The 21248-nt window shown below is 67.8% G+C and carries 21 protein-coding genes; 11 read left to right on the forward strand and 10 right to left on the reverse strand.

From position 1 onward, the window contains the following. Positions 1-123: 123 nt before the first annotated feature. Positions 124-729: a uracil-DNA glycosylase gene (locus tag GBZ48_RS24150; RefSeq protein WP_174473350.1), complete on the reverse strand. Its 606-nt coding sequence runs from the start codon at positions 727-729 to the stop codon at positions 124-126. A 141-nt stretch (positions 730-870) separates the two neighbouring features. Between GBZ48_RS24150 and GBZ48_RS24155 the strand changes: the two genes are divergently transcribed. Continuing rightward, positions 871-1281, forward strand: coding sequence for a 4a-hydroxytetrahydrobiopterin dehydratase (locus tag GBZ48_RS24155; RefSeq protein ID WP_109050537.1), 411 nt, complete (start codon positions 871-873; stop codon positions 1279-1281). Between the two features lie 28 nt (positions 1282-1309). Here the strand turns inward: GBZ48_RS24155 and dgcA are convergent, their stop codons facing one another. The 8 genes from dgcA to minC form a co-directional block, all read right to left on the reverse strand. Further along, on the reverse strand, positions 1310-2302 hold the full coding sequence (gene dgcA / locus GBZ48_RS24160; RefSeq protein ID WP_174473351.1) for an N-acetyl-D-Glu racemase DgcA: 993 nt from the start codon (positions 2300-2302) through the stop codon (positions 1310-1312). A 90-nt stretch (positions 2303-2392) separates the two neighbouring features. Beyond that, entirely contained in the window at positions 2393-3439 is a 1047-nt protein-coding gene (locus GBZ48_RS24165) for a methyl-accepting chemotaxis protein (RefSeq protein WP_246307426.1), read from the reverse strand. A 377-nt stretch (positions 3440-3816) separates the two neighbouring features. Beyond that, positions 3817-5172 carry a methyl-accepting chemotaxis protein gene (locus tag GBZ48_RS24170; RefSeq protein ID WP_174473352.1) on the reverse strand — a complete coding sequence of 452 codons (1356 nt, stop codon included), beginning with the start codon at positions 5170-5172 and terminating at the stop codon, positions 3817-3819. Beyond that, positions 5147-5671, reverse strand: a complete 525-nt coding sequence (locus GBZ48_RS24175) for a PAS domain-containing protein (RefSeq protein ID WP_174473353.1) — start codon at positions 5669-5671, stop codon at positions 5147-5149. Before GBZ48_RS24175 ends, GBZ48_RS24170 begins: the two co-directional genes overlap by 26 nt. Positions 5672-5901: 230 nt before the next feature. After that, positions 5902-7287 carry a CRTAC1 family protein gene (locus tag GBZ48_RS24180; protein ID WP_174473354.1) on the reverse strand — a complete coding sequence of 462 codons (1386 nt, stop codon included), beginning with the start codon at positions 7285-7287 and terminating at the stop codon, positions 5902-5904. A gap of 279 nt (positions 7288-7566) precedes the next feature. Further along, positions 7567-7938: a cell division topological specificity factor MinE gene (gene minE, locus GBZ48_RS24185; RefSeq protein ID WP_174473355.1), complete on the reverse strand. Its 372-nt coding sequence runs from the start codon at positions 7936-7938 to the stop codon at positions 7567-7569. Further along, on the reverse strand, positions 7935-8750 hold the full coding sequence (minD, locus tag GBZ48_RS24190; protein WP_014247062.1) for a septum site-determining protein MinD: 816 nt from the start codon (positions 8748-8750) through the stop codon (positions 7935-7937). Before minD ends, minE begins: the two co-directional genes overlap by 4 nt. A gap of 94 nt (positions 8751-8844) precedes the next feature. Further along, positions 8845-9612 (reverse strand): septum site-determining protein MinC, encoded by a 768-nt coding sequence (gene minC / locus GBZ48_RS24195; protein ID WP_174473356.1) that lies wholly within the window; start codon positions 9610-9612, stop codon positions 8845-8847. Between the two features lie 833 nt (positions 9613-10445). Here minC and GBZ48_RS24200 point away from each other — a divergent pair. From GBZ48_RS24200 to GBZ48_RS24245, 10 genes are all read left to right on the forward strand, one after another. Continuing rightward, positions 10446-11201, forward strand: a complete 756-nt coding sequence (locus tag GBZ48_RS24200) for a PhoH family protein (RefSeq protein WP_109154068.1) — start codon at positions 10446-10448, stop codon at positions 11199-11201. 228 nt (positions 11202-11429) lie between these two features. Further along, complete coding sequence (locus GBZ48_RS24205) at positions 11430-13640, forward strand: bacteriohemerythrin (RefSeq protein ID WP_174473357.1); 2211 nt, start codon at positions 11430-11432, stop codon at positions 13638-13640. Between the two features lie 86 nt (positions 13641-13726). Then, entirely contained in the window at positions 13727-14341 is a 615-nt protein-coding gene (locus GBZ48_RS24210) for an SCO family protein (RefSeq protein WP_098740364.1), read from the forward strand. 253 nt (positions 14342-14594) lie between these two features. Next, on the forward strand, positions 14595-14963 hold the full coding sequence (locus GBZ48_RS24215) for an AtpZ/AtpI family protein (protein WP_149230592.1): 369 nt from the start codon (positions 14595-14597) through the stop codon (positions 14961-14963). A 12-nt stretch (positions 14964-14975) separates the two neighbouring features. Next, positions 14976-15719 carry a F0F1 ATP synthase subunit A gene (locus GBZ48_RS24220; protein WP_098740366.1) on the forward strand — a complete coding sequence of 248 codons (744 nt, stop codon included), beginning with the start codon at positions 14976-14978 and terminating at the stop codon, positions 15717-15719. A gap of 78 nt (positions 15720-15797) precedes the next feature. Beyond that, complete coding sequence (locus GBZ48_RS24225) at positions 15798-16022, forward strand: ATP synthase subunit C family protein (protein ID WP_012973363.1); 225 nt, start codon at positions 15798-15800, stop codon at positions 16020-16022. Positions 16023-16116: 94 nt separating this feature from the next. Further along, on the forward strand, positions 16117-16767 hold the full coding sequence (locus GBZ48_RS24230) for a F0F1 ATP synthase subunit B family protein (RefSeq protein ID WP_174473358.1): 651 nt from the start codon (positions 16117-16119) through the stop codon (positions 16765-16767). Beyond that, positions 16764-17243, forward strand: coding sequence for a F0F1 ATP synthase subunit B family protein (locus tag GBZ48_RS24235; RefSeq protein ID WP_174473359.1), 480 nt, complete (start codon positions 16764-16766; stop codon positions 17241-17243). Before GBZ48_RS24230 ends, GBZ48_RS24235 begins: the two co-directional genes overlap by 4 nt. 162 nt (positions 17244-17405) lie before the next feature. Further along, entirely contained in the window at positions 17406-18206 is an 801-nt protein-coding gene (locus tag GBZ48_RS24240) for a DODA-type extradiol aromatic ring-opening family dioxygenase (RefSeq protein WP_174473360.1), read from the forward strand. A 225-nt stretch (positions 18207-18431) separates the two neighbouring features. After that, positions 18432-20435, forward strand: coding sequence for a sensor histidine kinase (locus GBZ48_RS24245; protein ID WP_246307427.1), 2004 nt, complete (start codon positions 18432-18434; stop codon positions 20433-20435). A gap of 24 nt (positions 20436-20459) precedes the next feature. Here GBZ48_RS24245 and GBZ48_RS24250 read toward each other — a convergent pair whose 3' ends face one another. Continuing rightward, complete coding sequence (locus GBZ48_RS24250; RefSeq protein WP_174473362.1) at positions 20460-21149, reverse strand: class II aldolase/adducin family protein; 690 nt, start codon at positions 21147-21149, stop codon at positions 20460-20462. Positions 21150-21248 lie beyond the last annotated feature (99 nt).

Genomic DNA, 21248 nt, shown 5'->3' on the forward strand with positions numbered 1-21248 from the left:
GTTCAAGCCGCCCAAACTGCTCCACCGTCAACCAGAACTGACCGTCGCTCATCGCAAAGCCCCTTTCCAGGGCGTTGAATCACAACGGCTCACTGACGGAAAGGCTCTTTATGGGTCCGTACCCTAACGATTGAGACGCGACACGGCCAGCCGCAGGTCGGCCAGGAAGGTCGGCTGCTCAACCAGCTGGCCGCGCAGCAGGTAGCTGGGGTGGAAGGTCGGCACCACCTCCACCCCGTCCAGCAGACGGCAGGGCAGCACCTTGCCGCGCAGCTGCAGGATGCCGTTCTCCCCGGTCAGCGCCCAGGTGGGCGTCCGGCCGAGCGCCACGATCACCGACGGGCGGTAGTCGGCCAGGGTGGCGCGCAGATGCTCGATCTCGCCGGCGAAGTCGGCCAGCAGCCGGTCCGAGGTGCCGAAGGCGCCCCAGCTCTCGTCGATCTCCCGCCCCTCCTTGCGGGCGCGGGCGCGCGAGGAGAAGAAGTGCCCCACCTTGTTGCCGGGCGGCTGGTAACGGAAGACGTTGGCGACCAGACATTCCGCCCGTTCGATGCCGACGGCGGCCAGCGATTCGTCCAGCAGCTTGCCGCTGCGCCCGACGAAGGGGGTGCCCTGCCGCGCCTCCTCCGCCCCCGGCGCCTCGCCGACGATGGCAAGCCGCGGCCCGTCGACCGGCTTGGTCGGATACTGGTAGTCGGCGAAGGGCATGTCGGTGCGCAGGTCTGTCATCGGATCCGTTCCAAAAGTGCATCGCGAGAACTCAAGGCAGGGCACCGGACTTGCCGAAGCACCGCCCGGAACCCAAGCTTCTAGCCGGTACGCTTCTAGCGCAGACCACCAGCCATGGCCACCAACAGGGGAGAGACCGGGATGACACCACAGGCGCCGACGACGCAGGAACTGGCGGCCAAGACCTGCGAACCCTGCCGCGGCGGGATTCCACCGATGGACCGCGCGATGGCCGAGTCCTATCTGGTGCAGGTGCCGGGCTGGGTCCTGAAGGAGGGTCCCGACCGCATCGAGCGCGACTTCAGGTTCCCCGATTTCGTCCAGGCCCAGGCCTTCGCCAATCAGGTGGGCAACCTGTGCGAGGCGGAAGGCCACCATGCGGAGATCCATTACGGCTGGGGCCACTGCTCCGTCGCCTTCTGGACCCACAAGATCAAGGGCTTGCACGAGAACGACTTCGTCATGGCGGCGAAGGTCAACGGGCTGGCCGACGCGCCCTATGTGCCGGCATCGGTGGGAACCCCGCCGCCGCCCTATGTGCAGGGCGCGTGAGAAGCACAGGTGGGGGCAAGGCCTTGCCCTACCCCCACAGCTCCGCCGACGGCGGCTGCACCACCGCGCCGTCATAGACCAGACCCGGCTCGCGGTCGCGGGCGAGCAGCAGCGGGCCGTCGAGGTCGACATAGCGCGCGCCCTGCCCCACCAGCATGGCCGGCGCCATCGCCAGCGACGTCGCCACCATGCAGCCGACCATCACCTCGAAGCCCATGGCGTGGGCGGCAGCGCTCATCGCCAGCGCCTCGGTCAGGCCGCCGGTCTTGTCCAACTTGACGTTCACCACCCGATACAGCCCGCGCAGCCGCTCCAGCGAGTCCAGCCCGTGGCAGGATTCGTCGGCGCCGAGCGGCACCGGGCAATCGACCCCGCGCAACGCCTCGTCCTGGCCGGCGGGCAGCGGCTGCTCGATCATCTCGACGCCCAGCCCGGCGAGCACCGGGGCGAAGCGGTGCAGCTGGTCCAGTGTCCAACCCTCGTTGGCATCGACCACCAGCCGGGCGGCGGGAGCGGCGGCGCGGACGGCGGCGACACGGTCGAGGTCGCCGTCTCCCGTCAGCTTCATCTTCAGCAGGGGATGACGCGGCGCCCGTTCCCGCGCTGCGGCGGCCATCGCGGCGGGCTCGTCGACGCTCAGCGTGTAGCAGGTGACGAGCGGCCCCGGCGCCCCAGCCAACCCGGCGAGCGTCCAGGCCGGCACGCCGCTGCGCTTGGCCTCCAGGTCCCACAGCGCGCAGTCCAGCGCGTTGCGGGCGGCACCCGGCGGCATCAGCCGGCACAGCGCCACGCGGTCGAGCCCGCCGGCGACGGCATCGGCCATCCCCTCCAGCGCGGCGGCGACCCCGTCGACGCTTTCGCCATAGCGGGCGTAGGGCACGCATTCACCGCGGCCGCGGTGGGGACCGTCGGTCACCTCCGCCACCACCACCGCGGCTTCGGTCTTGGCCCCGCGCGAGATGCGGAAGGCGCCGCGGATGGGAAAACTCTCGCGACGGACGGTCAGCTGTTGGGCGGACATGCTCTGCAACCCCGAAACGGAACAGGGCCGGGAGTGTATCCCGGCCCCGGTCCTCAAGGCGACAGGCTTGCAGCGAAAGGTTTGGAGACGTCAGCGTTCCTGAACGATGACGCCGTACCAGCCCAGCCCCTTGTAGGTCTCGTAACCCGGCGTCAGGGCGTAGCCGACCAGACGGTTCTTGTCGTCGATGTAATGGCCCATGGTGCTGGCGGCGCGGCGGAGCGGCACCGTCTCGGTCAGCATGCCGCGGCCGTCGGAGGACGCGATGACGCGGTGGCGGGCGTCGAGCAGCAGGCACCGCGACTTCTCGCGCTCGCCGGCCTCCAGCCGCACGCCCTCGACCACCGCGGCGGCCTGCGGCTCCCAGTCGAAGAAGATGCCGAGCACGCCGATGGCGTCGCCGTCCGCCTCGCCGTCGCGCCGGATGGCGGTGGCGTAGGTGGCGACGACGCGGTCGTCCAGGCTGCGGTTGCGGGCGACGTCGCCGACGGTGAACTCGCCGCCGTTGCGGGTGGCCAGCGCCTGGCGGAACCACGGCTCGTCCGACACGTTGGCGCCGCGCGCTCCGGGATAGCGGTCGGGCCGGCCGTTGGCGATGACGGTGCCGTTGCGGTCGGCGATCCAGAGGTCGAGATAGACGGTGTAGGATTCCAGGATCACACCCAGCCGGCGCGAGGCATGGCGGCGCGCCTCCTCCGTCGGATCGGCGGCGCAATCGACCACCGCGCTGTCGGTCGCCCACCAGCGCACATCGCAGGACCGCTCATACAGGTTGCGGTCGATGATCTCGATCATGTTGAGCGACAGGTCGGCCAGCCGCTTGCCGTGCATCTCCTGCACCATGGCGCTGCCGGTGGTGGTCAGATGGTCGACGCGGGCGACGATCTCCGACCGCAGTTCCTTGGTGATGCTGTTGACCTGGGTCGAGATCTCCGACACCTCGTTGGCGACGACGGCGAAACCGCGCCCGGCGTCGCCGGCCCGTGCCGCCTCGATCAGGGCGTTCATGGCCAGCATCTTGGTGCGCCGGGTGATGTCCTCGATCAAGGACACCTTCTTCGACGCAACATCCAGCACGCCACGCGACAGCTCGAACAGATCGGTGCCCGCCATGCTCATCGTCTTGTCCCCCGTCATGACCGTCCCTGCAGTCTCCGAATCAAAAGCCGTGCCAACAGTCACCGGCGCTCCGTAAGCGGGCCACCCTCCCGGATTCCGCGGCACTTGGCCGCAGCCGATGGTCAGTCATCCGGTCTATCAGGGTTAGCTTACGGTTAAGCTGCTGAAACAGCAGGCATACTGGCGTCGGGTTGCTCAACAGGTTGCGAACTTGCCATAGGCGCGGCACTCATATTGCGGAGACGTAACACGAATTCGCTACAAATTCGCAATAAAAATTCTTATCCGCCCCGCCAGACGCCAGATCAATTCCGCATTGCAAAAAACCATCTACATTCTGTGCACATTCGCCGGGCAGTTGATGCGGCACGCGCCCTTGCACCGCACCATCCGCATCAGGCGACGCGGTGCATCTCGTCCAGGAAATGCTGGACTTCCCGGGTCAGGCGGTCCGCCTCCGCAGCCATGCGCCCCGATGCCGCAAACACCTCGTGCGCAGTGCCGCTGGTGCGGCCGGCGGCATCGGTGACGTCGCGGATGTCGTCGGACACCGCGCGGGTGCCGGCTGCGGCCTGCTCCATGTTCACGACGATCTCGCGCACGGCGGAGCCCTGCTGCTCGATCCCGGCACTGATGCCGGCGGCGATCCGGTTGATCGACTGGATGGTGTGACCGATGCCGACGATGGAGGTCACCGCCTCGTCGGTGGAGGACTGGATGGCGGAGATCTGCGCGGCGATGTCGCCGGTGGCCTTGGCGGTCTGATCGGCCAGCCGCTTCACCTCCTGTGCGACCACGGCGAAGCCCTTGCCCGCCTCGCCGGCACGTGCCGCCTCGATGGTGGCGTTCAGGGCCAGCAGGTTGGTCTGGCTGGCGATGTCGTTGATCAGGGTGACGACGTCGCCGACCGTGCGCGCCGCACCGGACAGGGTGCCGACCAGCGCGTTGGAGCGTTCGGCCTCGCCGACCGCGGACTCGGCGACACGGGCGACATCGCCGATCTGGCGGGAGATGTCAGCGATGGAGGCGGACAACTCCTCCGTCGCGGCGGCGACGCTGCCGACATTGCTGCCGGTCTGTGCGGCGGAGGCCGCGACCGACGACGCCTTGCCGGTCGCCTGGGTCGCATCCATCTCCATGGTGCGGGCGGAGACCTCCAGCCGGTGGGCGGTATCGGCAACCTCGCTGCACACGCTCTGGATCTGGCCTTCGAAACGCTGGGTCACGCCGGCGAAGCCGGCAACCTTCTGCGAGATGCTCTCCGTCGCCGCATTGATGGTACGGCTGGCGTGCAGGAAGCCGCCCTGCATGCCGCGCAGCACGATGCGGCGGAAATATTTGTGTTCCGACACCGCATACATCGAGGCGGTCGCCTCGCGCACGAAGGCGTCGGTGCGGTCGATGGCGTCGTTGGTGGCGTGCATCAGCTCGCCCAGCGCCCCGCCCTCGCGGATGCCGATCACCCGCGCCTCGAAATCACCGGCGGCGACGGCACGGTTCACCCGCGTCAGCTGATCGACCACCGCGCAGGTATGGCGCAGGAACAGCAGCGCCCCGCCCAGCGCCGCCAGACCGGCCACCGCCAGACCGGCACGCAGAGCCAGCCCGCCCATCCCCAGCAGATCGGCAGCCAGCAGCGCCACCAGAGCCACGCCAGCCAACACGGCCAGTCCGCCGGCCCGCGTCAGCGACGATGACCAGGAAGAGGACGGCTTGGAGGACGGCTTAAAGGGAGAAGACGAATTCGTCATACCCGATCCCCTTCTCCGCCAGCAGGGCGAGGACGGCGGCGAATCCCGCCTCCATCCCCTGCTTGCGGTCGGCGTGGCTGTTCTCGATGTCCAGAAGCTGGCGGTAGAGCGGGATGACCTTGTCCAGAGCCGCCCGTTCCGGCACCCGGCGGGAGGAATGGTAGCCGGTCACCCGCCCTTCGGCGTCGAAACTGGGCGTCACATGGGCGAAGACCCAGTAATGGTCGCCGTTGCGGGCACGGTTGACGACATAGGCGAAGATTTCCTTCCCCGCCGCCAGCGTGTCCCACAGCAGCTTGAAGACGCAGCGCGGCATGTCGGGATGGCGGACGATGGAATGGGGCGCGCCCATCAGGTCGGCCTCGTCATAGCCGGCGACCCGTTGGAACACCAAGTTCGCGTAGGTGATCCGGCCCTTCAGGTCGGTTTTGGAAACGATGACTTCATCCGGGTCGAAGAAGCGTTCCACCCCCGTCAGGGGAACGTCGCGTCGTGCCATGTGCCTTCCGGTCTCCCGCTTCCCAAACCCGCACGGTCTCAAGCGCCTGTTTGCAGCAGGTTTCGGCGGCAGGAACGGAATATGTCCGGATCGGCATGCCGCACGATATCCCGCAATACGGGAGCCGCAACGAAATGCACTCTAATGTGACGGAAGGCGACAGGAAAGACCCTACCCATTGCGAGGCCGAAATATTTGGGTGACCATCATCCGAGTGGATGAAATTCCTCTCATTCCGGTGGGTAGGGCACAGTCAGCAAACGGTCGGCCGGCGGGTTGTCCACCGTCACCACGGTGCCGTCGGGCCAGCGCACCTCGACCTGCTCCACCTCATGCAGCGGCCCCAGCCCGAAATGGGCGACCGGTTCGCCCTGGCACAGATAGCCGGACCCGGCGCAGACCGCCCGGCGCTGGCGCCGGCCGCCGGCGGTCAGGATGACGACCGCACCGCGGGCCGGAGCACCGAAGGGGGTCAGCGGCTGGACGCGCAGCCAGCCGTTGTTGGAGGCCGCCGGGCGGTAGATAGACAGCGGCTGCCCGGCTCCGTCGTGGACACCATGGCTGTTGCAATGCGCCAGCACCAGCTCCAGGCGCCCGTCGCCGTCGATGTCGGCCGCCACCGCACCGGTGCCCAGCCCCTTCGGCTCGGCCGCGTCGCCAAGCTCCAGCTCCTGCCATTGGTCGTTGCGCCAGCCGAACAGGCGGTTGGGCTCGCCATGGGCGTGGAAGAACAGCTCCTCATAACCGTCATTGTCGAAATCGGCGGCGACGACGGTGAAGATGCGGCCGGGCATCGACAGGTCGGCCCCGGCCGATTCGACGAAGGCGCCGCCCATGCGCTGGTGGAAATGGCGCTGCGCCCCATCCCAGGTGCCGACGACCAGATCGAACAGCCCGTCGCCGTCGACATCGAGCGCCGTGACCGCACGGCCGGACGGGCGCGAATCGGCAATGCCGCGCTCCTCGGCGATCTCCTCGAAATTGCCGTCGCCCAGGTTGCGGAACAGCTGGTTGGGGCCGCCGTCGTTGACCGTCACCACGTCCATATGGTCGGACACGATGGGCAGAACCGTGACGCCGCGCGCGGCACCGATGGAGTCCAGCCCCGCCTCCTCCGCGCCATCCTCCAGCCGGCCGCGCCGGGTCAGCTCGTAGAGGCGCAAGGGACCGCCGTCGGTCGCCACCAGGAAGCCGTAGCGGCCATGGCCCCAGCGGTCGATCGCCGCCACCGCGCCCGCGGCGGTGTGGTTGGCCGCCCCGGCATTCTCGGCCTGCGCGAACAGGTCGAGCCAATGCTTGCCGAAGCAGGCGAACAGCCGGTCGGCCATGTCCTTGGTTCCGGTGGCGCGGTCGGAATTGACGATGTACAGCTCCTCCCGCCCGTCCCCGTCGATGTCGGCGGCGGCCAGCCCCAGCGCCGGGCCGGCGGGATCGGCGAGCAGCGGGTTGGCGATGTCGACCAGGCGACCGTCGACCCATTTCAGGACGAGGTTGGCGGAACGGTAGCCGGCCACGACCAACTCAAAGGCGCCGTCGCCGTCGATGTCCGTGACCGCAATCCCGTTCGACGGCCGCGGCGGGTTCTCGGCGATCAGCGACGAGCAATCGAGGAACATCGGCACCCTCTTGTCCCGTGGTCGGTCCACCCCGTCGCCCAACAGTCCGTTCAAGGCAGGCCGCTCAGGACAGACCTTTGGAGCCATTGGGCTTTCGTGCGGTGTATCCCTGTTGATACCCCGTCCCCGCCCGGCCGTAAACCCGGACGGAGGATCAGGGACGGCCTATGTCCGATGCCGCACGCCGAATCCGCGGCGGACGGCGGCTGGCCCGGAACGAAAAACCCCTCCGGCGCAGGGACGCCGGAGGGGTTTGAACCGTTCGAACGACGGGTTGGCTCAGATGCGCTTCTTCGCGCCGCCATTGCCGACGGCGCCGCCGGCCGGGCGCTTGGCCGCGCCGACGTCATTGCCGGCCGGCTTCTCCGTCGCCTTGGCCGCCGCGGCGGCCTTGGCCTGCTCGCGCGCCGGCAGCTCGATGTTGACCTCCAGCGTCGAGCAGTCGCCGCCGCGGTCCAGCTTCACCTCGACCTTGTTCTCGTCGATGTTGACGTATTTGGCGATGACCGCCAGCAGTTCCTGCTGGAGCATCGGCAGATAGTCGGGGCCGCTGCGCCCGGCGCGCTCGTGCGCCATGACGATCTGCAGACGCTCCTTGGCCTGGACGGCAGACGCGCGGGGGGTCGCGCGGAAGAAGTTGAAGATGCTCATGCGCTCCTCCGCAGGAGCCGGCTGAACAGGCCCTTCTTCTGGGGGGTGACGAAGCGGTGCTCGATGTCTTCACCCAGGAAGCGGCCGACCGCATCCGAATAGGCCAGACCGGCGTTGGAAACCTCGTCCAGGATCACCGGCATGCCGACGTTGGAGGCGCGCAGCACAGCCTGGCTTTCCGGAATGACGCCGAGCAGCGGGATCGCAAGGATCTCAAGCACGTCGTCGACCTTCAGCATCTCGCCCTTCTCGACGCGCTCCGGGTCGTAGCGGGTCAGCAGCAGCTGCTGCGTCACCGGCTCCAACCCCTGCTCCGCCCGGCGCGAACGTGAGTTCAGCACGCCCAGGATGCGGTCGCTGTCGCGCACCGACGAGACTTCCGGGTTGGTGACAATGATCGCGTGGTCGGCGAAATAGAGCGACATCAGGGCGCCGCGCTCGATGCCGGCCGGGCTGTCGCAGAGGATGTAGTCGAAGTCCTTCGACAGCTCGTTCAGCACCTTCTCCACGCCCTCGCGGGTCAGCGCGTCCTTGTCGCGCGTCTGCGAGGTCGGGAGGATGTAGAGGTTCTCGATCCGCTTGTCCTTGATCAGCGCCTGGTTCAGCTTCGCTTCGCCGTTGATGACGTTGATGAAGTCGAAGACCACCCGGCGTTCGCAACCCATCACCAGGTCCAGGTTGCGCAGGCCAACGTCGAAATCGATGACGACCGTCTTGAAGCCGCGAAGCGCCAGCCCGGTTGCAAAGGCCGCGGACGAGGTCGTCTTGCCGACACCGCCCTTGCCGGAGGTCATGACGATGATCTTGCTCAACGGAGCCTCTCCCATAATCCCAAAGTTGCCGTCACCGATACCGAACACCGTCCGAAGATTGCCGCCTTCGGACAAGATTCCGCCGCTACACTCCTCAGGCGGTCTTCAGCAGGTCCATGCTGAGGACGCCGTCGCGCAGGAAAACCTGCACGGCTTTCTTATAAAAGTCACTGCCGATGTCTTCGCTGACGCGATAATTGCCTGCGACCGAAAGCACCTCGGCCTCCAGGCTGTGGCAGAAGATGCGGGCGTTGGCATCGCCGGAGAAACCGGCCAGCGCCCGGCCGCGCAGCGCGCCATAGACATGGATGTTGCCGTCGGCCAGCAGCTCCGCCCCCGGAGAGACGGAGCTGGTGACGATCAGGTCGGTCTTCTCGGCATAGACCCGCATGCCGGAGCGCACCGGCTCCGTCACCACCACGGTCGGACGGTGGACGACCTCGATCAGCACCTGCGGCGCCGGGATCGGCGTCTGCTGATCCGGCTGCCGCGGATCGGGGGCCTTCACCACCTCTTCCAGCTTGGCGGCGCGGCCCGACGGCATCGGCGTCAGCCCGACGGCCATCGCCGCCTCGCGCACCGGTTGCGGCCCGCCCTGGAAGCCGACCGGCAGCAGATGCAGCGCCTGCACCTGCGCCACGAAGGCGCCCAGATCGAAGACGATGCTCTCCGGCAGATCGTCGAAATCCAGCACGACCGGCGCGTTGTGGAAGAAGTTGGGCGCCTGGCGCACCTTGACGTTCAGCTGGGTGAAGAAATTCGGCGATGTTGGGGCGAAAACCTTCAGCACCATCATGGTGAAGGAGTTGCCACGCAACTGGAACGGCACATCCCGTTCGGCGACCTGACTGGCGCTGCTCACCGTAGCCTTCCCGTTCGTTCCTGCCGCCCCGTGCCGTGCATCGGGTTCACCGCATCCGGGTCACCCGAGTGCCCGGTTCCGCTCCGGAACCGCCGTTGCGCAGTCCCGGCATCGAGCCAGCCAATCAGCGCCTTCTAGCCGTCCACACCGGTCGGATTCAAGAGTTTCCCCGCCGGCATGGGTGACAATCCGAAGCCGTGCCGCCGCCTGCCCTTCGGCAAACACCCGCCGTCTCCGGCCATCGGCGGCCACGACGTCCGGAGACGCCAGGCACGACGACCTGAGATCGCAGCCCGCTCCGGAAAGAGACAGGCCAGGGTTGCAACATGTCTTTCGATTTCCCCCGTGGCCGACCATAGTAATGAAAGCCCGCGGCAGCGGCAAAGCCTTTCGGCCGCCTCAGTCGGAAGGCTAAGCCACCGGCCGGACCGGCTCGGCGGAAAGGGTTACCAAACCCGCTCTGGCGGCTTTCCTGCGGCACCCACACCACATCTGGTATGAATATTTTGCGTCGGCCGCAATTTTGCCTGACGCGCCGCGTTATGACCGGTACAGTCAGATTGCGTGGCTTCCAACGACGACGAGGTTCTCTTGCACCTTGCTTCGCCCACCGAGCACCCTCCCAGTCGGCCCGCAGCCGTATGTCCGGATCGGGCATGTCCGCATCCGGCATGTTGGGATCCGGCACGGCGCCCGGCAGCAGCCCCCGGCGAAGCACTCATCAGCACGCATCCATGCGACCGGTCGAGCCTCCCCCCTGCGGGAGGCTTTTTTGTGTCCAGACGTCTTGCTTGCGTAATCGGCTCCACCCCCACCATTCGAGGAGATGCGACATGGCCAAGCGTTCGAGCAAAGGCATCGCTGCGGCGGGCGACTCCACCGTTCACCCGCTCTTCCCCGGTATGAACGCCCCCGCCGCCTTCGGCTGGGACCCGCTCGGTGGGAGCGAGGATCGCCGCGACCAGAGCTATCTCCGCAAGGTGAAGCCGCAGAACCCGAACCAGAAGCTCCTGATGGACGCCATCAAGACGCACAATCTGGTGGTGGCGCTGGGCCCGGCGGGGACCGGCAAGACCTACATCGCCATCTCGTCGGCGGTGGAGGCCCTGGAGTCGGGCAGCGTCGACCGCATCGTCCTGTCCCGCCCGGCCATCGAGGCGGGGGAGAGCATCGGCTACCTGCCCGGCGACATGCATGAGAAGATGGCACCCTTCCTGCGCCCGCTCTATGACGCGCTGACCGACCGGCTGGGCTCCAAGCGGCTGCGCACCATGATGGCTGACGGCACCATCGAGATCGCCCCGGTCGGCTTCATGCGCGGCCGCACCCTGAACAACGCCTTCGTGGTGATCGACGAGGCGCAGAACTGCACCTATGCCCAGATCAAGATGCTGCTGACCCGGCTGGGCTGGCATTCCACCATGGTTCTGACCGGCGACCCCGACCAGACCGACCTGCTGGACAATCTGTCCGGGCTGGCCGACATCGCCCGCCGGCTGGAGGCGGTGGAAGGCATCGCGGTCGCCCGACTGACCGAAAAGGACATCGTCCGCCATCCGCTGGTCGCCAGCATGCTGACCGTGCTCTGAGCAGAAGCGTTCACCGGCAGGTTGCGCGGGAGGGGCAGTTGCTGCGCTTCCCGCGGGCCGTGACGGTTCCGTTCGCCAGACACACCCTGCTATGGTTGCAATTATGACATTTCGTTGAACCGAACATAGGATATACGAACAATAAGCCTTGACCTTCGGCCGCACCACGGCAAAAGTCCCGAAAAATTTGGGGATATCGCCGTTTCGTTGCCGGAAGGGACCGCAGCCGTGACCGTTGCCTTGTTCGAACGCATCAGCATCAAGGGCAAGATCGCCCTGATCCTGGCCGCAGCCGGCCTTGGACTGGCCCTGGTCGCCGCGGTCAGCCTGATGAGCCTGCGGGCCGAGATGATGGCCGACCGCCAGGACAAGACCCGCAACGTCGTCGAGGTCGCCCACAGCCTGATCGCCCATTTCGAGGCGCAGGAGCGCGCCGGCGCCCTGCCCCGCGTCCAGGCCCAGGCGCAGGCCAAGGCGGCGCTGAAGTCCCTGCGGCACGACGGCGAGGAGTATTTCTTCGTCACCGACCTCGCCCCGCGCATGATCATGCACCCGATCAAGCCGGAGCTGGACGGCACCGACGTGTCGCGCAACGCCGATCCCAACGGCAAGCTGCTGTTCCAGGAGTTCGTGCGGGTGGTGAAGGCCGACGGCGCCGGATTCGTCGATTATCTCTGGCCGAAGCCGGGGTCGGCGCAGCCGGTGGCGAAGCTGTCCTACGTCAAGGGCTTCTCCCCCTGGGGCTGGCTGATCGGCTCCGGCATCTACATCGACGATGTCGACGTTGCGTTCCGCGAGGCCGCGTTGCGGCTGGCCGGAACCGGGCTGCTGATCGGGCTGGCCGCCGTGCTGCTGGCCCTGCTGGTCAGCCGGGCCATCGTCCGGCCGCTGGACGGGCTGGGCCGCGTCATGCAGGATCTGGCCGGCGGCGACAGCGCGGTCGCGGTTCCCGGGCTGGGCCGCGGCGACGAGATCGGCGCCATGGCCCGCACCGTCGAGATCTTCCGCGTCCAGCAGATCGACCTCGCCCGTCATTGGGAAAGGCAGAAGATCGAGCACCGGGTTACCGAGCAGCGCGCCGGTGCCCTGAAACGGCTGACCGACCGCTTCGACGCCACCATCGCCGAGACGATCCGCACCGTCGGCGCCGCCGTCGCCACGCTGGAAACCACCGCCCGCGCCCTGTCCGCCACCGCCGACCGCAACCGGCGCGAGGCGACCTCCGTCGCCAGCGCATCGCAGCAGGCGTCCAGCAGCGTGCAGACCGTCGCCTCGGCGGCGGAGCAGCTGACCGGCTCGATCGCGGTGATCGGCGAGCAGGTGGTGACCTCCTCGACCATCTCCACCCAGGCGGTGGAGGCGTCGCACAAGGCAGGCGAGCGGATCGACGGGCTCGGTCAAGCCGCCCAGAAGATCGGTGAGGTGGCCGACCTGATCGCCGGCATCGCCGGGCAGACCAACCTGCTGGCCCTCAACGCCACCATCGAGGCCGCCCGCGCCGGCGAGATGGGCAAGGGATTCGCCGTGGTGGCGGGCGAGGTGAAGACCCTGGCCAACCAGACCGCCAAGGCGACCGAAGAGATCGCCCGCCACATCGCCGACGTGCAGGAGGCGACGCGCGCCGCGGTGACGGCGATCCGCGAGATCGGCGCCATCGTCGCCCGCAGCGACGAGATCGGCACCTCCATCGCCGCTGCCGTCCAGCAGCAGGGTGCGGCCACCGGCGAGATCGCCCGCAGCGCCGGCGAGGCGGCGGAGGGGACCCGTCAGGTCTCCACCAGCATCGACGCCGTGTCCGACGCCGCCCGCGAGACCGAACGGTCGGCCGACGCCCTGCTCGACGCCGCGGGTGGGCTGTCGCGGCAGGCGCAGGGGCTGCGCGGCATGGTCGATTCCTTCCTGGTCAATGTCGGGGCGATCAACGCCGCCCCGCTCGCCGATCTGCACAACGCGCCGGCCGGCAGAGATTCGGAAGGGTCCACGATTTTCATGCCCTGGACCGATGCCCTGGCGGTGGGCGAGGAGGGCATCGACACCGATCACATGATCCTGATCGCCTTGATGAACGAGGCGGCATCGCTGGCCGGACAGACCGGCCGGAGCGGCGGCGACCGCCGGGCGTCGGCCCAGGCGCTGGGCGATGCCGTTGGTCGGCTGCTCACCTACACCGCCCTGCATTTCGAGCAGGAGGAGCGGCTGATGGACCGGTGCGGCTATCCCGATGCCAGGGCCCACAAGGCGCAGCATGAGGCGCTGCGCGCCCGTGCCGATGAGTTGCGCCGCCGCCTGGACGCCGGCGACTCCGTGGCGGACGAGCTGCTGGCTCTGGTACGCGAATGGCTGTTCGAGCACATCCAGCGCGCCGACAAACGCATCGGCGAACATCTGGCAGCGCAGAGCGGGGCACGGAGCGGGACTGTCGCGGCACGTGCGGCCTGACCGGCACGGAACGCTGCGCGACGATGCCTCACCCTTTGACCTCACCTCTTGACCTGGGCGGCGGGCAGCCCCATTCCTGACGGACCATGAAGACACGTCTCCTGCGCATCGCCGCCGCCTCCGTCCTCGCCATCGCCGTGTCCGCCGGAATCGCCTGGTGGCAGGTGCGCAGCGCCACCACCACGGTGGAAAGCGGCACGAAGTCCGCCGTTCCCATCGGCGGTCCCTTCACCCTGACCGACCATCAGGGCAAGACGGTCACGGACGCGGACTTCCGCGGCAAGTATATGCTGATCTATTTCGGCTATACCTACTGCCCCGACGTCTGCCCGACCGAACTGGGGGTGATGACCCAGGCTCTGGACCAGCTGGGGCCGAAAGCGGAGCAGGTCCGGCCGGTTTTCATCACAATCGACCCGGACCGCGACACTGTGGCGCACATGAAGGACTATGTGGCGCTGTTCCACCCGCGGATGGTCGGGCTGACCGGCACGCCGGAGCAGGTCCGGGACGCCGCGCGCGCCTACCGCGTCTATTATGCCAAGGCGCCGCAAAAGGACGGAAAACCGGACGAGTACCTGATGGATCACTCCAGCTTTATTTACCTGATGGGCCCAGACGGGAAATTCGTCGGGGTGTATCCGGGCGGCACCGGTGCCGACAAGATCGTGCAGGATCTGTCCGGGCGCATCGCGGGCTGATAGGGGGCGGACCGGCCGCGGACCGGGTGAAAAGCAGCGAAAAAACCCTGAAAAGCGGTCATACCACCGGGTTTTTTCGCATGCTGGAGCGGGACAACGCGCCGCAGCGCGGCAAAAACGATGACTTTTCCGCTCTTTTCTATTCTTTTCAATGACTTACACCACAGGTTTTGCGACTTGACAGGGTAACGCCCCGCCCGTATGGTCTCGCCGCTTTCGCATGGCTGCGAGCCAAGCGTGATTGAGAGGCGGAATGAACAACAAATCGCCCCCCGATCCCTTGGATGACCTCGAAGCCCGGTTGCGGAAGGCGCGTGAGGGACAACGCGGCTGGTCGGGCGGACCCGGTAGTAAATACCACCGTCCGCCGCAGGGCGCTCTCGGCACCGCCTGGCGCATCGGGACGGAGTTGGTTGCCGCCATGATCGTCGGCGTCGGCGGCGGGCTTCTGCTCGATCGCTGGCTCGGCACCGCGCCCTGGGGACTGATCGTCATGTTCTTCCTGGGGGCTGCGGCGGGAGTGCTGAACGTCTACCGGGCCGTCACCGGCTTCGGCATCGCCGCCGGCTACCGCCGGCCCCCTGGGGACGACAACGAGCGCCAAGACGGCGACGCACACTGAGCGAGGACGACCTTGGATCCGCTGCACCAGTTCCAAATCAACCCGTTGTTCCAGATCGTGCTCGGCGGCTACGACGTGTCCTTCACGAACTCGGCCTTCTTCATGGTCGTGGCCGTGGCGGCGATCTACGCCCTGCTGGTCATGGGCGTGGCGAACAAGTCGATGGTTCCGGGCCGCCTGCAGTCGCTGGCCGAGATGTTCTACGAGTTCGTCGCGAACCTGGTGCGCGACAACGCCGGCCACGACGCCAAGCCCTATTTCCCGTTCGTGTTCTCGATCTTCATGTTCGTGCTGATCGGCAACATGATCGGCATGATCCCGTACACCTTCACCTTCACCAGCCACATCATCGTGACGTTCGCGCTGGCGGCAACGGTGTTCGTGTTCGTGACCATCCTGGCCCTGCTGAAGCACGGCCTGCACTTCTTCTCGTTCTTCATGCCGCATGGCGCTCCGATCGCGCTCGCCCCGATCCTCATCCCGATCGAGGTGATCTCCTACGTGATGCGCCCCGTCAGCCTCTCGATCCGACTGTTCGCCAACATGATGGCCGGTCACACGATGCTGAAGGTCTTTGCCGGCTTCACGGTCATGATGATCAGCGGTCTCGGCGCGCTGGGCTTCGTCACCGGCCTCATCCCGCTGGCGATCAACGTCGCCCTGACCGGTTTCGAGTTCCTGGTGGCTTTCCTGCAAGCCTACGTCTTTTCGATCCTGACCTGCCTGTACATCCGCGACGCCCTGGAACTGCACTGAGCAGCGCCTGACAGTCGTCGGACCTAAGTCCACCAACAGTTCCAACAAGTTCACCCTTACCTAGAGGAAGAGAGTACTATGGATCCTCAAGCCGCCAAGTTCATCGGTGCCGGTCTTGCCGTTATCGCCCTCGCCGGTGTCGGCCTGGGTATCGGCAACATCTTCTCGACGCTGATCGGCTCGATCGCCCGCAACCCGGCCGTCCAGCCGAAGGTCTTCCCGATCGGCATTCTGGGCTTCGCGCTGACGGAAGCCGTCGCGCTGTTCGCCCTGCTGATCGCCTTCCTGATCCTGTTCGCCTAAGGCCAGAGCGGCTTTCAAAAAAAACAGCTCTGACGCGGCGCCGGGCTTCTTCATCGAAGTTTCGGCGCCGCTCCTTTGCCTAGGGGGACCGATCATGCCGAACCTGTTGGCCAAAGGCCGGCTGGCCCGCTGGTCGGGCGTGGCGGGCGCTTCGCTCGCTACCCTCACCACGATGGCCGGCACCGTCCTGGCGGCCGCGGCGGAGCACGCTCCGAACGCGGCGCACGGCGGCGAGCACGCTTCCGGCGGCCTGCCGCAGCTCAATCCCGCCAATTTCCCGACCCAGATCTTCTGGCTGGCTCTGACCTTCGGCGTTCTCTACTACCTCATGTCCAAGAAGGCGCTCCCGCGCGTGGCCGAGGTTCTGGAAGCGCGTCAGGAGCGCATCTCGCGCGATCTGGCGAAGGCCGCCCAGCTGAAGGAAGAGGCCGAGGCCATCATGGCCCAGGTCGAGAAGTCCCTCGCCGGCGCCCGCGCCGAGGCCCAGGGCGTCATCGCCCAGGCCGCCGCCGGGATCGAGGCGAACAACCAGGCCCGTCAGGCCCAGTTGAACGCCGACATTGCCGAACGCCTGCGCACCGCCGAGTCCTCCATCGCCACGGCGAAGGAACAGGCCCTGGCCAACATCCGCGCCGAGTCGGCCGGCATCGTCCGCGACATCACCGGCCGTCTGGCCGGCGTCGACGTCGATCAGGCCCAGGCGGACGCCGCCGTCGCGGCCGTGCTTGAGGAGCGCCGGGGATGAACGCACCTGAATTTTGGGTCTTCGTCGCCTTCGTCATCTTCATGGCCCTGGTCTGGAAGAAGGCGTCTGCCGCCATCGGTACCGCTTTGGACGGCCGCGCCGAGCGCATCCGCTCCGAACTGGACGAGGCCGAGCGTCTTCACAAGGACGCCCAGGCCCTGCTGAACGGCTACCAGAGCCGTCTGGCCGATGCCAAGAAGGAAGCGGAGGCCGTTCTGGCCCACGCTCGTGAGGAAGCCGCCCGTCTGCAGGCCCAGGCCGGTTCCGACCTGGAAGCGTCGCTGAAGCGTCGCGAGGCCCAGGCCATGGACCGCATCGCCCAGGCGGAAGCCGCGGCGCTGGCCGAGGTCCGCAACCTGACAGTCGACGTCGCCATCGGCGCCAGCCGGCGCGTCCTGGCCGGCGGCCTGCCCCCGGCCCAGGCCGACAAGCTGATCGAGCAGTCGATCGGCGAGCTGCCGAAGCACCTGCACTGATCGGTACGCTTGGCCCAGGTCCCTCGCGACGATTGTTGCGGTTTGGACAACGGACTTTAGAAAACCCCGGCCTTGGCGCCGGGGTTTTTCTTTGGTCGAATGGAACGGTCCCGTCCTTCTCCACCGCCCTCCCCCATCGCCCGGCCGGAGTTCCGTTCACCGATGTCCGACACCGCCCCCTTCCCTTCCGTCTTCGTTTCCCATGGCGCCCCCACGCTGATCCTGGAAACCAGCGCCGGCCGCGATTTCCTCGCCGGGTTGGGTCGCAAGCTCGGCCGGCCGAGCGCCATTCTGGCGGTGTCCGCCCACTGGACCACCCGGGTGCCGGCGGTCAGCGGGGCGACGGCGCCCGAAACGGTTCACGATTTCTACGGATTCCCGGACGAACTCTACCGCATGCGCTACGCCGCTCCCGGCGCTCCGGCGCTGGCCGGCCGGGTGGCGGAGATGACCGGTGCCGTTGTCGATCCGTCGCAGGGGCTCGACCATGGTGCCTGGGTGCCGCTGATGCTGATGTATCCAGAGGCCGACATCCCGGTGGCGCAGCTGTCGGTGATGCCCTACCGCAGCGCCGCCGACCACATCGCGCTCGGTCGCCTGCTGGAGCCGCTGCGGCGCGACGGCGTCCTGATCCTCGCCAGCGGCGGCGCCGTCCATAACCTGCGGGAGTTCCGCTTCGGCGGCAACAGCGCCGCCCCCTGGGCCACCGGCTTCGCCGGCTGGCTGGACAGGACGCTGGAGGCCGGCGACGCCGATGCCGTTGGCAATTGGCTGGACGCCAGCCCGGACGCCCGCCGCGCCCACCCGACCGACGAGCATTTCCTGCCGCTGCCGGTGGCGCTGGGGGCCGCCGGTCCGCGGCCGAAGACCGAACGCCTGCATGCCGGCTTCGAACATGGCAGCCTGGGCATGCACGCCTACGCCTTCACCAGCGCGCAAACCGACGCCCAAGCTGACGCCTAAGCCGACGCAGAGGCCGATGCCGCCTGACCTTTGGCGGTACTCCGTCGCACACTTGTCTGTTTGCCTGGGGGGATAGCCAAGCTACAATCCGCGCGCGCGGCGACCGGCCGCTCAATGGTTGTGGCCGGTCGGATGCGGGAATCGTCAGGCACAGCGCGAGCGGGAGTCGGTGTGAAGCGGAACGGCATTCTGTCCCGGAGCGGCCGCCGGACCCGATTCCGCGACATGACCGTGTCGGCGCGGGTGGGCGCGGGCTTCGGCATCGCCCTTGGGCTGGTCGTCCTGCTGGCCTTGATCGGGCTCGGCTGGTTCTACGCGGTGTCGCGCGACATCGGCGCCTTCTCCGGCCGCGCCGACCTGTCGCAGGTGGCGGCCGACGCCGACGTCAGTCTGCGCGACATGGAAGTCGCCGTGCGCGACCATCTGACCTACGGCGACGACCAGAGCCTCCTCGACGCCTCCTGGCGGCACGACACGCTGCGCGACCGGCTCGACGCGCTGTCCAAGACCGTGGTCGAAACCGCGGATCGCCAGGGCGTCGACAAGGCCCGCACCGCGCTGGAGGATTACTGGGCGGCGGTGCAGAAGCTGATCGCGCTGCGCAGCGACCGCAACGGCCAGATGACCGGCGTTCTGGAACCGCTGGTCGCTGAAACGCGCCGCAAGCTCGACCAGCTCAAGAATGCCGGCGGCGTCGATTCGACCGCACTCGCCAGCGATGCCGCCATCGCCACCCTGCTGATGCAGGAGCATCTGACCCGCTACGTCGACCGCCGCGATCCGCAGGATGCGGAGGCGATGCGCACCCAGCTTGCCGCCGCCCGCGACCGGCTGGCGGAGATGAACCGTTATCTGTGGGTTCCCGGCACCAAGCAGTCGATCGACGAGGTCACCGCCCTGCTGGCGAAGGCGGGCGGCGTTCTGTCCGCCATCGAAGGCTCGGTGGTCGAGGAGGACAATCTGCGCGCCGAGGCGATGGCCGCCAACGCCGCCGGCATCGCCGCCAATCTGGGCGAGATCCGCCGCCGGGCGGAGGCCGGAACCCAGGCGCTGCGCGGCACGCTGACCAGCGGCCTGTCGGGCTACACCAGCGTCGCGCTGTGGATCGGCGGGCTGGTCCTGCTGATTGGGCTCGTGGCGCTGTGGCTTGTCCAGCGCAGCATCGCCGTCCCGGTGAAGACGATGGCGACCGCTGTGACGGCCCTGGCCGCCGGCCGCACCGACCTGACACTGCCGGCGCTGACCGGACAGGACGAGATCGCCACCATGGCCCGCGCTGTGGAAGCCCTGCGCGGCACCGCCGAGGACACCGAACGCGAGCGCCGCGAGGCGGAGGTCGAGCACACCCGCCTGCTGCGCGAGAAGGCGATGGCCGACGCCGCCAGCCGGGCCAAGAGCGATTTCCTCGTCAACATGGGCCATGAACTGCACGGTCCGCTGACCGAGATCGTCAATGCCAGCCAGACGCTGATGACCGACCTGCACCGGCTGGGCGTCGATGAGCTGGCGACCGACGTCGAGCACATCCAGTGGACCGGCGAGCAGTTGACCGGCCTGGTCGACGCCATCCTGGACTATGCCAAGGTCGAGGCCGGGGCGATGGATGTCTGCCTGCAGGATTTCGACGTCAACCGGCTGCTGACCGAGGCGCGTGAGCGGTCGATGCCGGCAGCCGACCTCTACGGTAACGCGCTCGAGCTGTCGGCGCCGTCCGCGCTCGGCCAGATGCATTCGGATTTCACCAAGGTGCGGCAGACGCTGCTGAACCTGCTGGACAACGCCTGCAAATTCACCCAGGACGGCACCGTCACCCTGTCGGCCGAGCGGATGGAGCGCGACGGCGCCCGCTGGTACCGCTTCACCGTCGCCGACACCGGCCGCGGCTTTGCGACCGCACAGACCGGCCGGCTGTTCCAGCCCTTCGTCCAGGGTGCCGGCAACGGGACCGTGGCGACCCGCGGCCAGGGCAAGCCGCGCGGGGCCGGGCTGGGACTGACGCTGGTCGGCCATTACACCGCCATGCTGGGCGGCGACATCGAGGTGGCGAGCGAGCCCGGCCAGGGCACGCGCATCGCCATCGCCCTGCCCGCCGTCTATGAACCGCCGGCCGAAGAACGCCCGCTTCAGGTCGAGGCGGTCGGCAATGCCAAGCCGCTGCTGCGGGTCGCCGCCCTCAAGCCGGCCGGGCATCTGGCCACCACCACCTCGATGACACAGATCGGCCCTTAAAGGCCGAAGGATCGGAGCCGCCGATCAGAAGCGCGGACGCGCCGTGTCCTCGGGCGCGTCGTTGTCGTCGATGGGCTGGCCGTACTTCATCCGCCGCATCTTCTCCGCCACCCGCGTGATCTCGTCGGGCGGCAGGATCACCGGCTCGCCGAACTGCTGGGCGTAGAGATACTGGCGGGCCAGCGTCTCGACCTCGACCGCGAGCGCCAGGGCCCCCGCCACACTGTTCCCCAGCACGATCATGCCGTGATTGGCCAGCAGGCAGACAAGCCGCCCGTCCAGCGCCGTCAGGGCGTGATCCGACAGGTCCTGCGTGCCGAAGGTCGCGTAAGGGGCGCAGCGGATCGAATCGCCGCCGGCCAGCGCCACCATGTAATGGAAGGACGGGATGCCGCGGCCATGCACCGCAAGCGCGGTGGCGAAGGCCGGATGGGCGTGGAGAACGACCGTCACGTCCGGCCGCGCCCGCAGGATGTCGCGATGGATGCGCCATTCCGACGAGGGCCGGCGGTCGCCGAGATAGGTGCCGTCGAAGCCCATCTCGACAATGTCGGCAGGGGTCATCGCCTCATAGGGCATGCTGGTCGGAGTGACCAGGAAGCCGCCGTCGATCCGGTGGGACAGGTTGCCCGACATGCCCTGGTTGATGCCCAGCCGGTTCATGGCGAGGCAGCCGTCGATGACGGCCTGGCGTTCGGAAAGGTTGGTGGTCATGGCGGGCGCGTCCGGAATGGCGGGAGCGCCAAAGGGGCCATGGCATGCGGACAGGGTCAAGGGGAAGCGTGAAGACGGGGGACGCTTCCCCCGCCCTTC

It is taken from the genome of Azospirillum melinis (assembly GCF_013340935.1).
Lineage (GTDB): Bacteria > Pseudomonadota > Alphaproteobacteria > Azospirillales > Azospirillaceae > Azospirillum > Azospirillum melinis.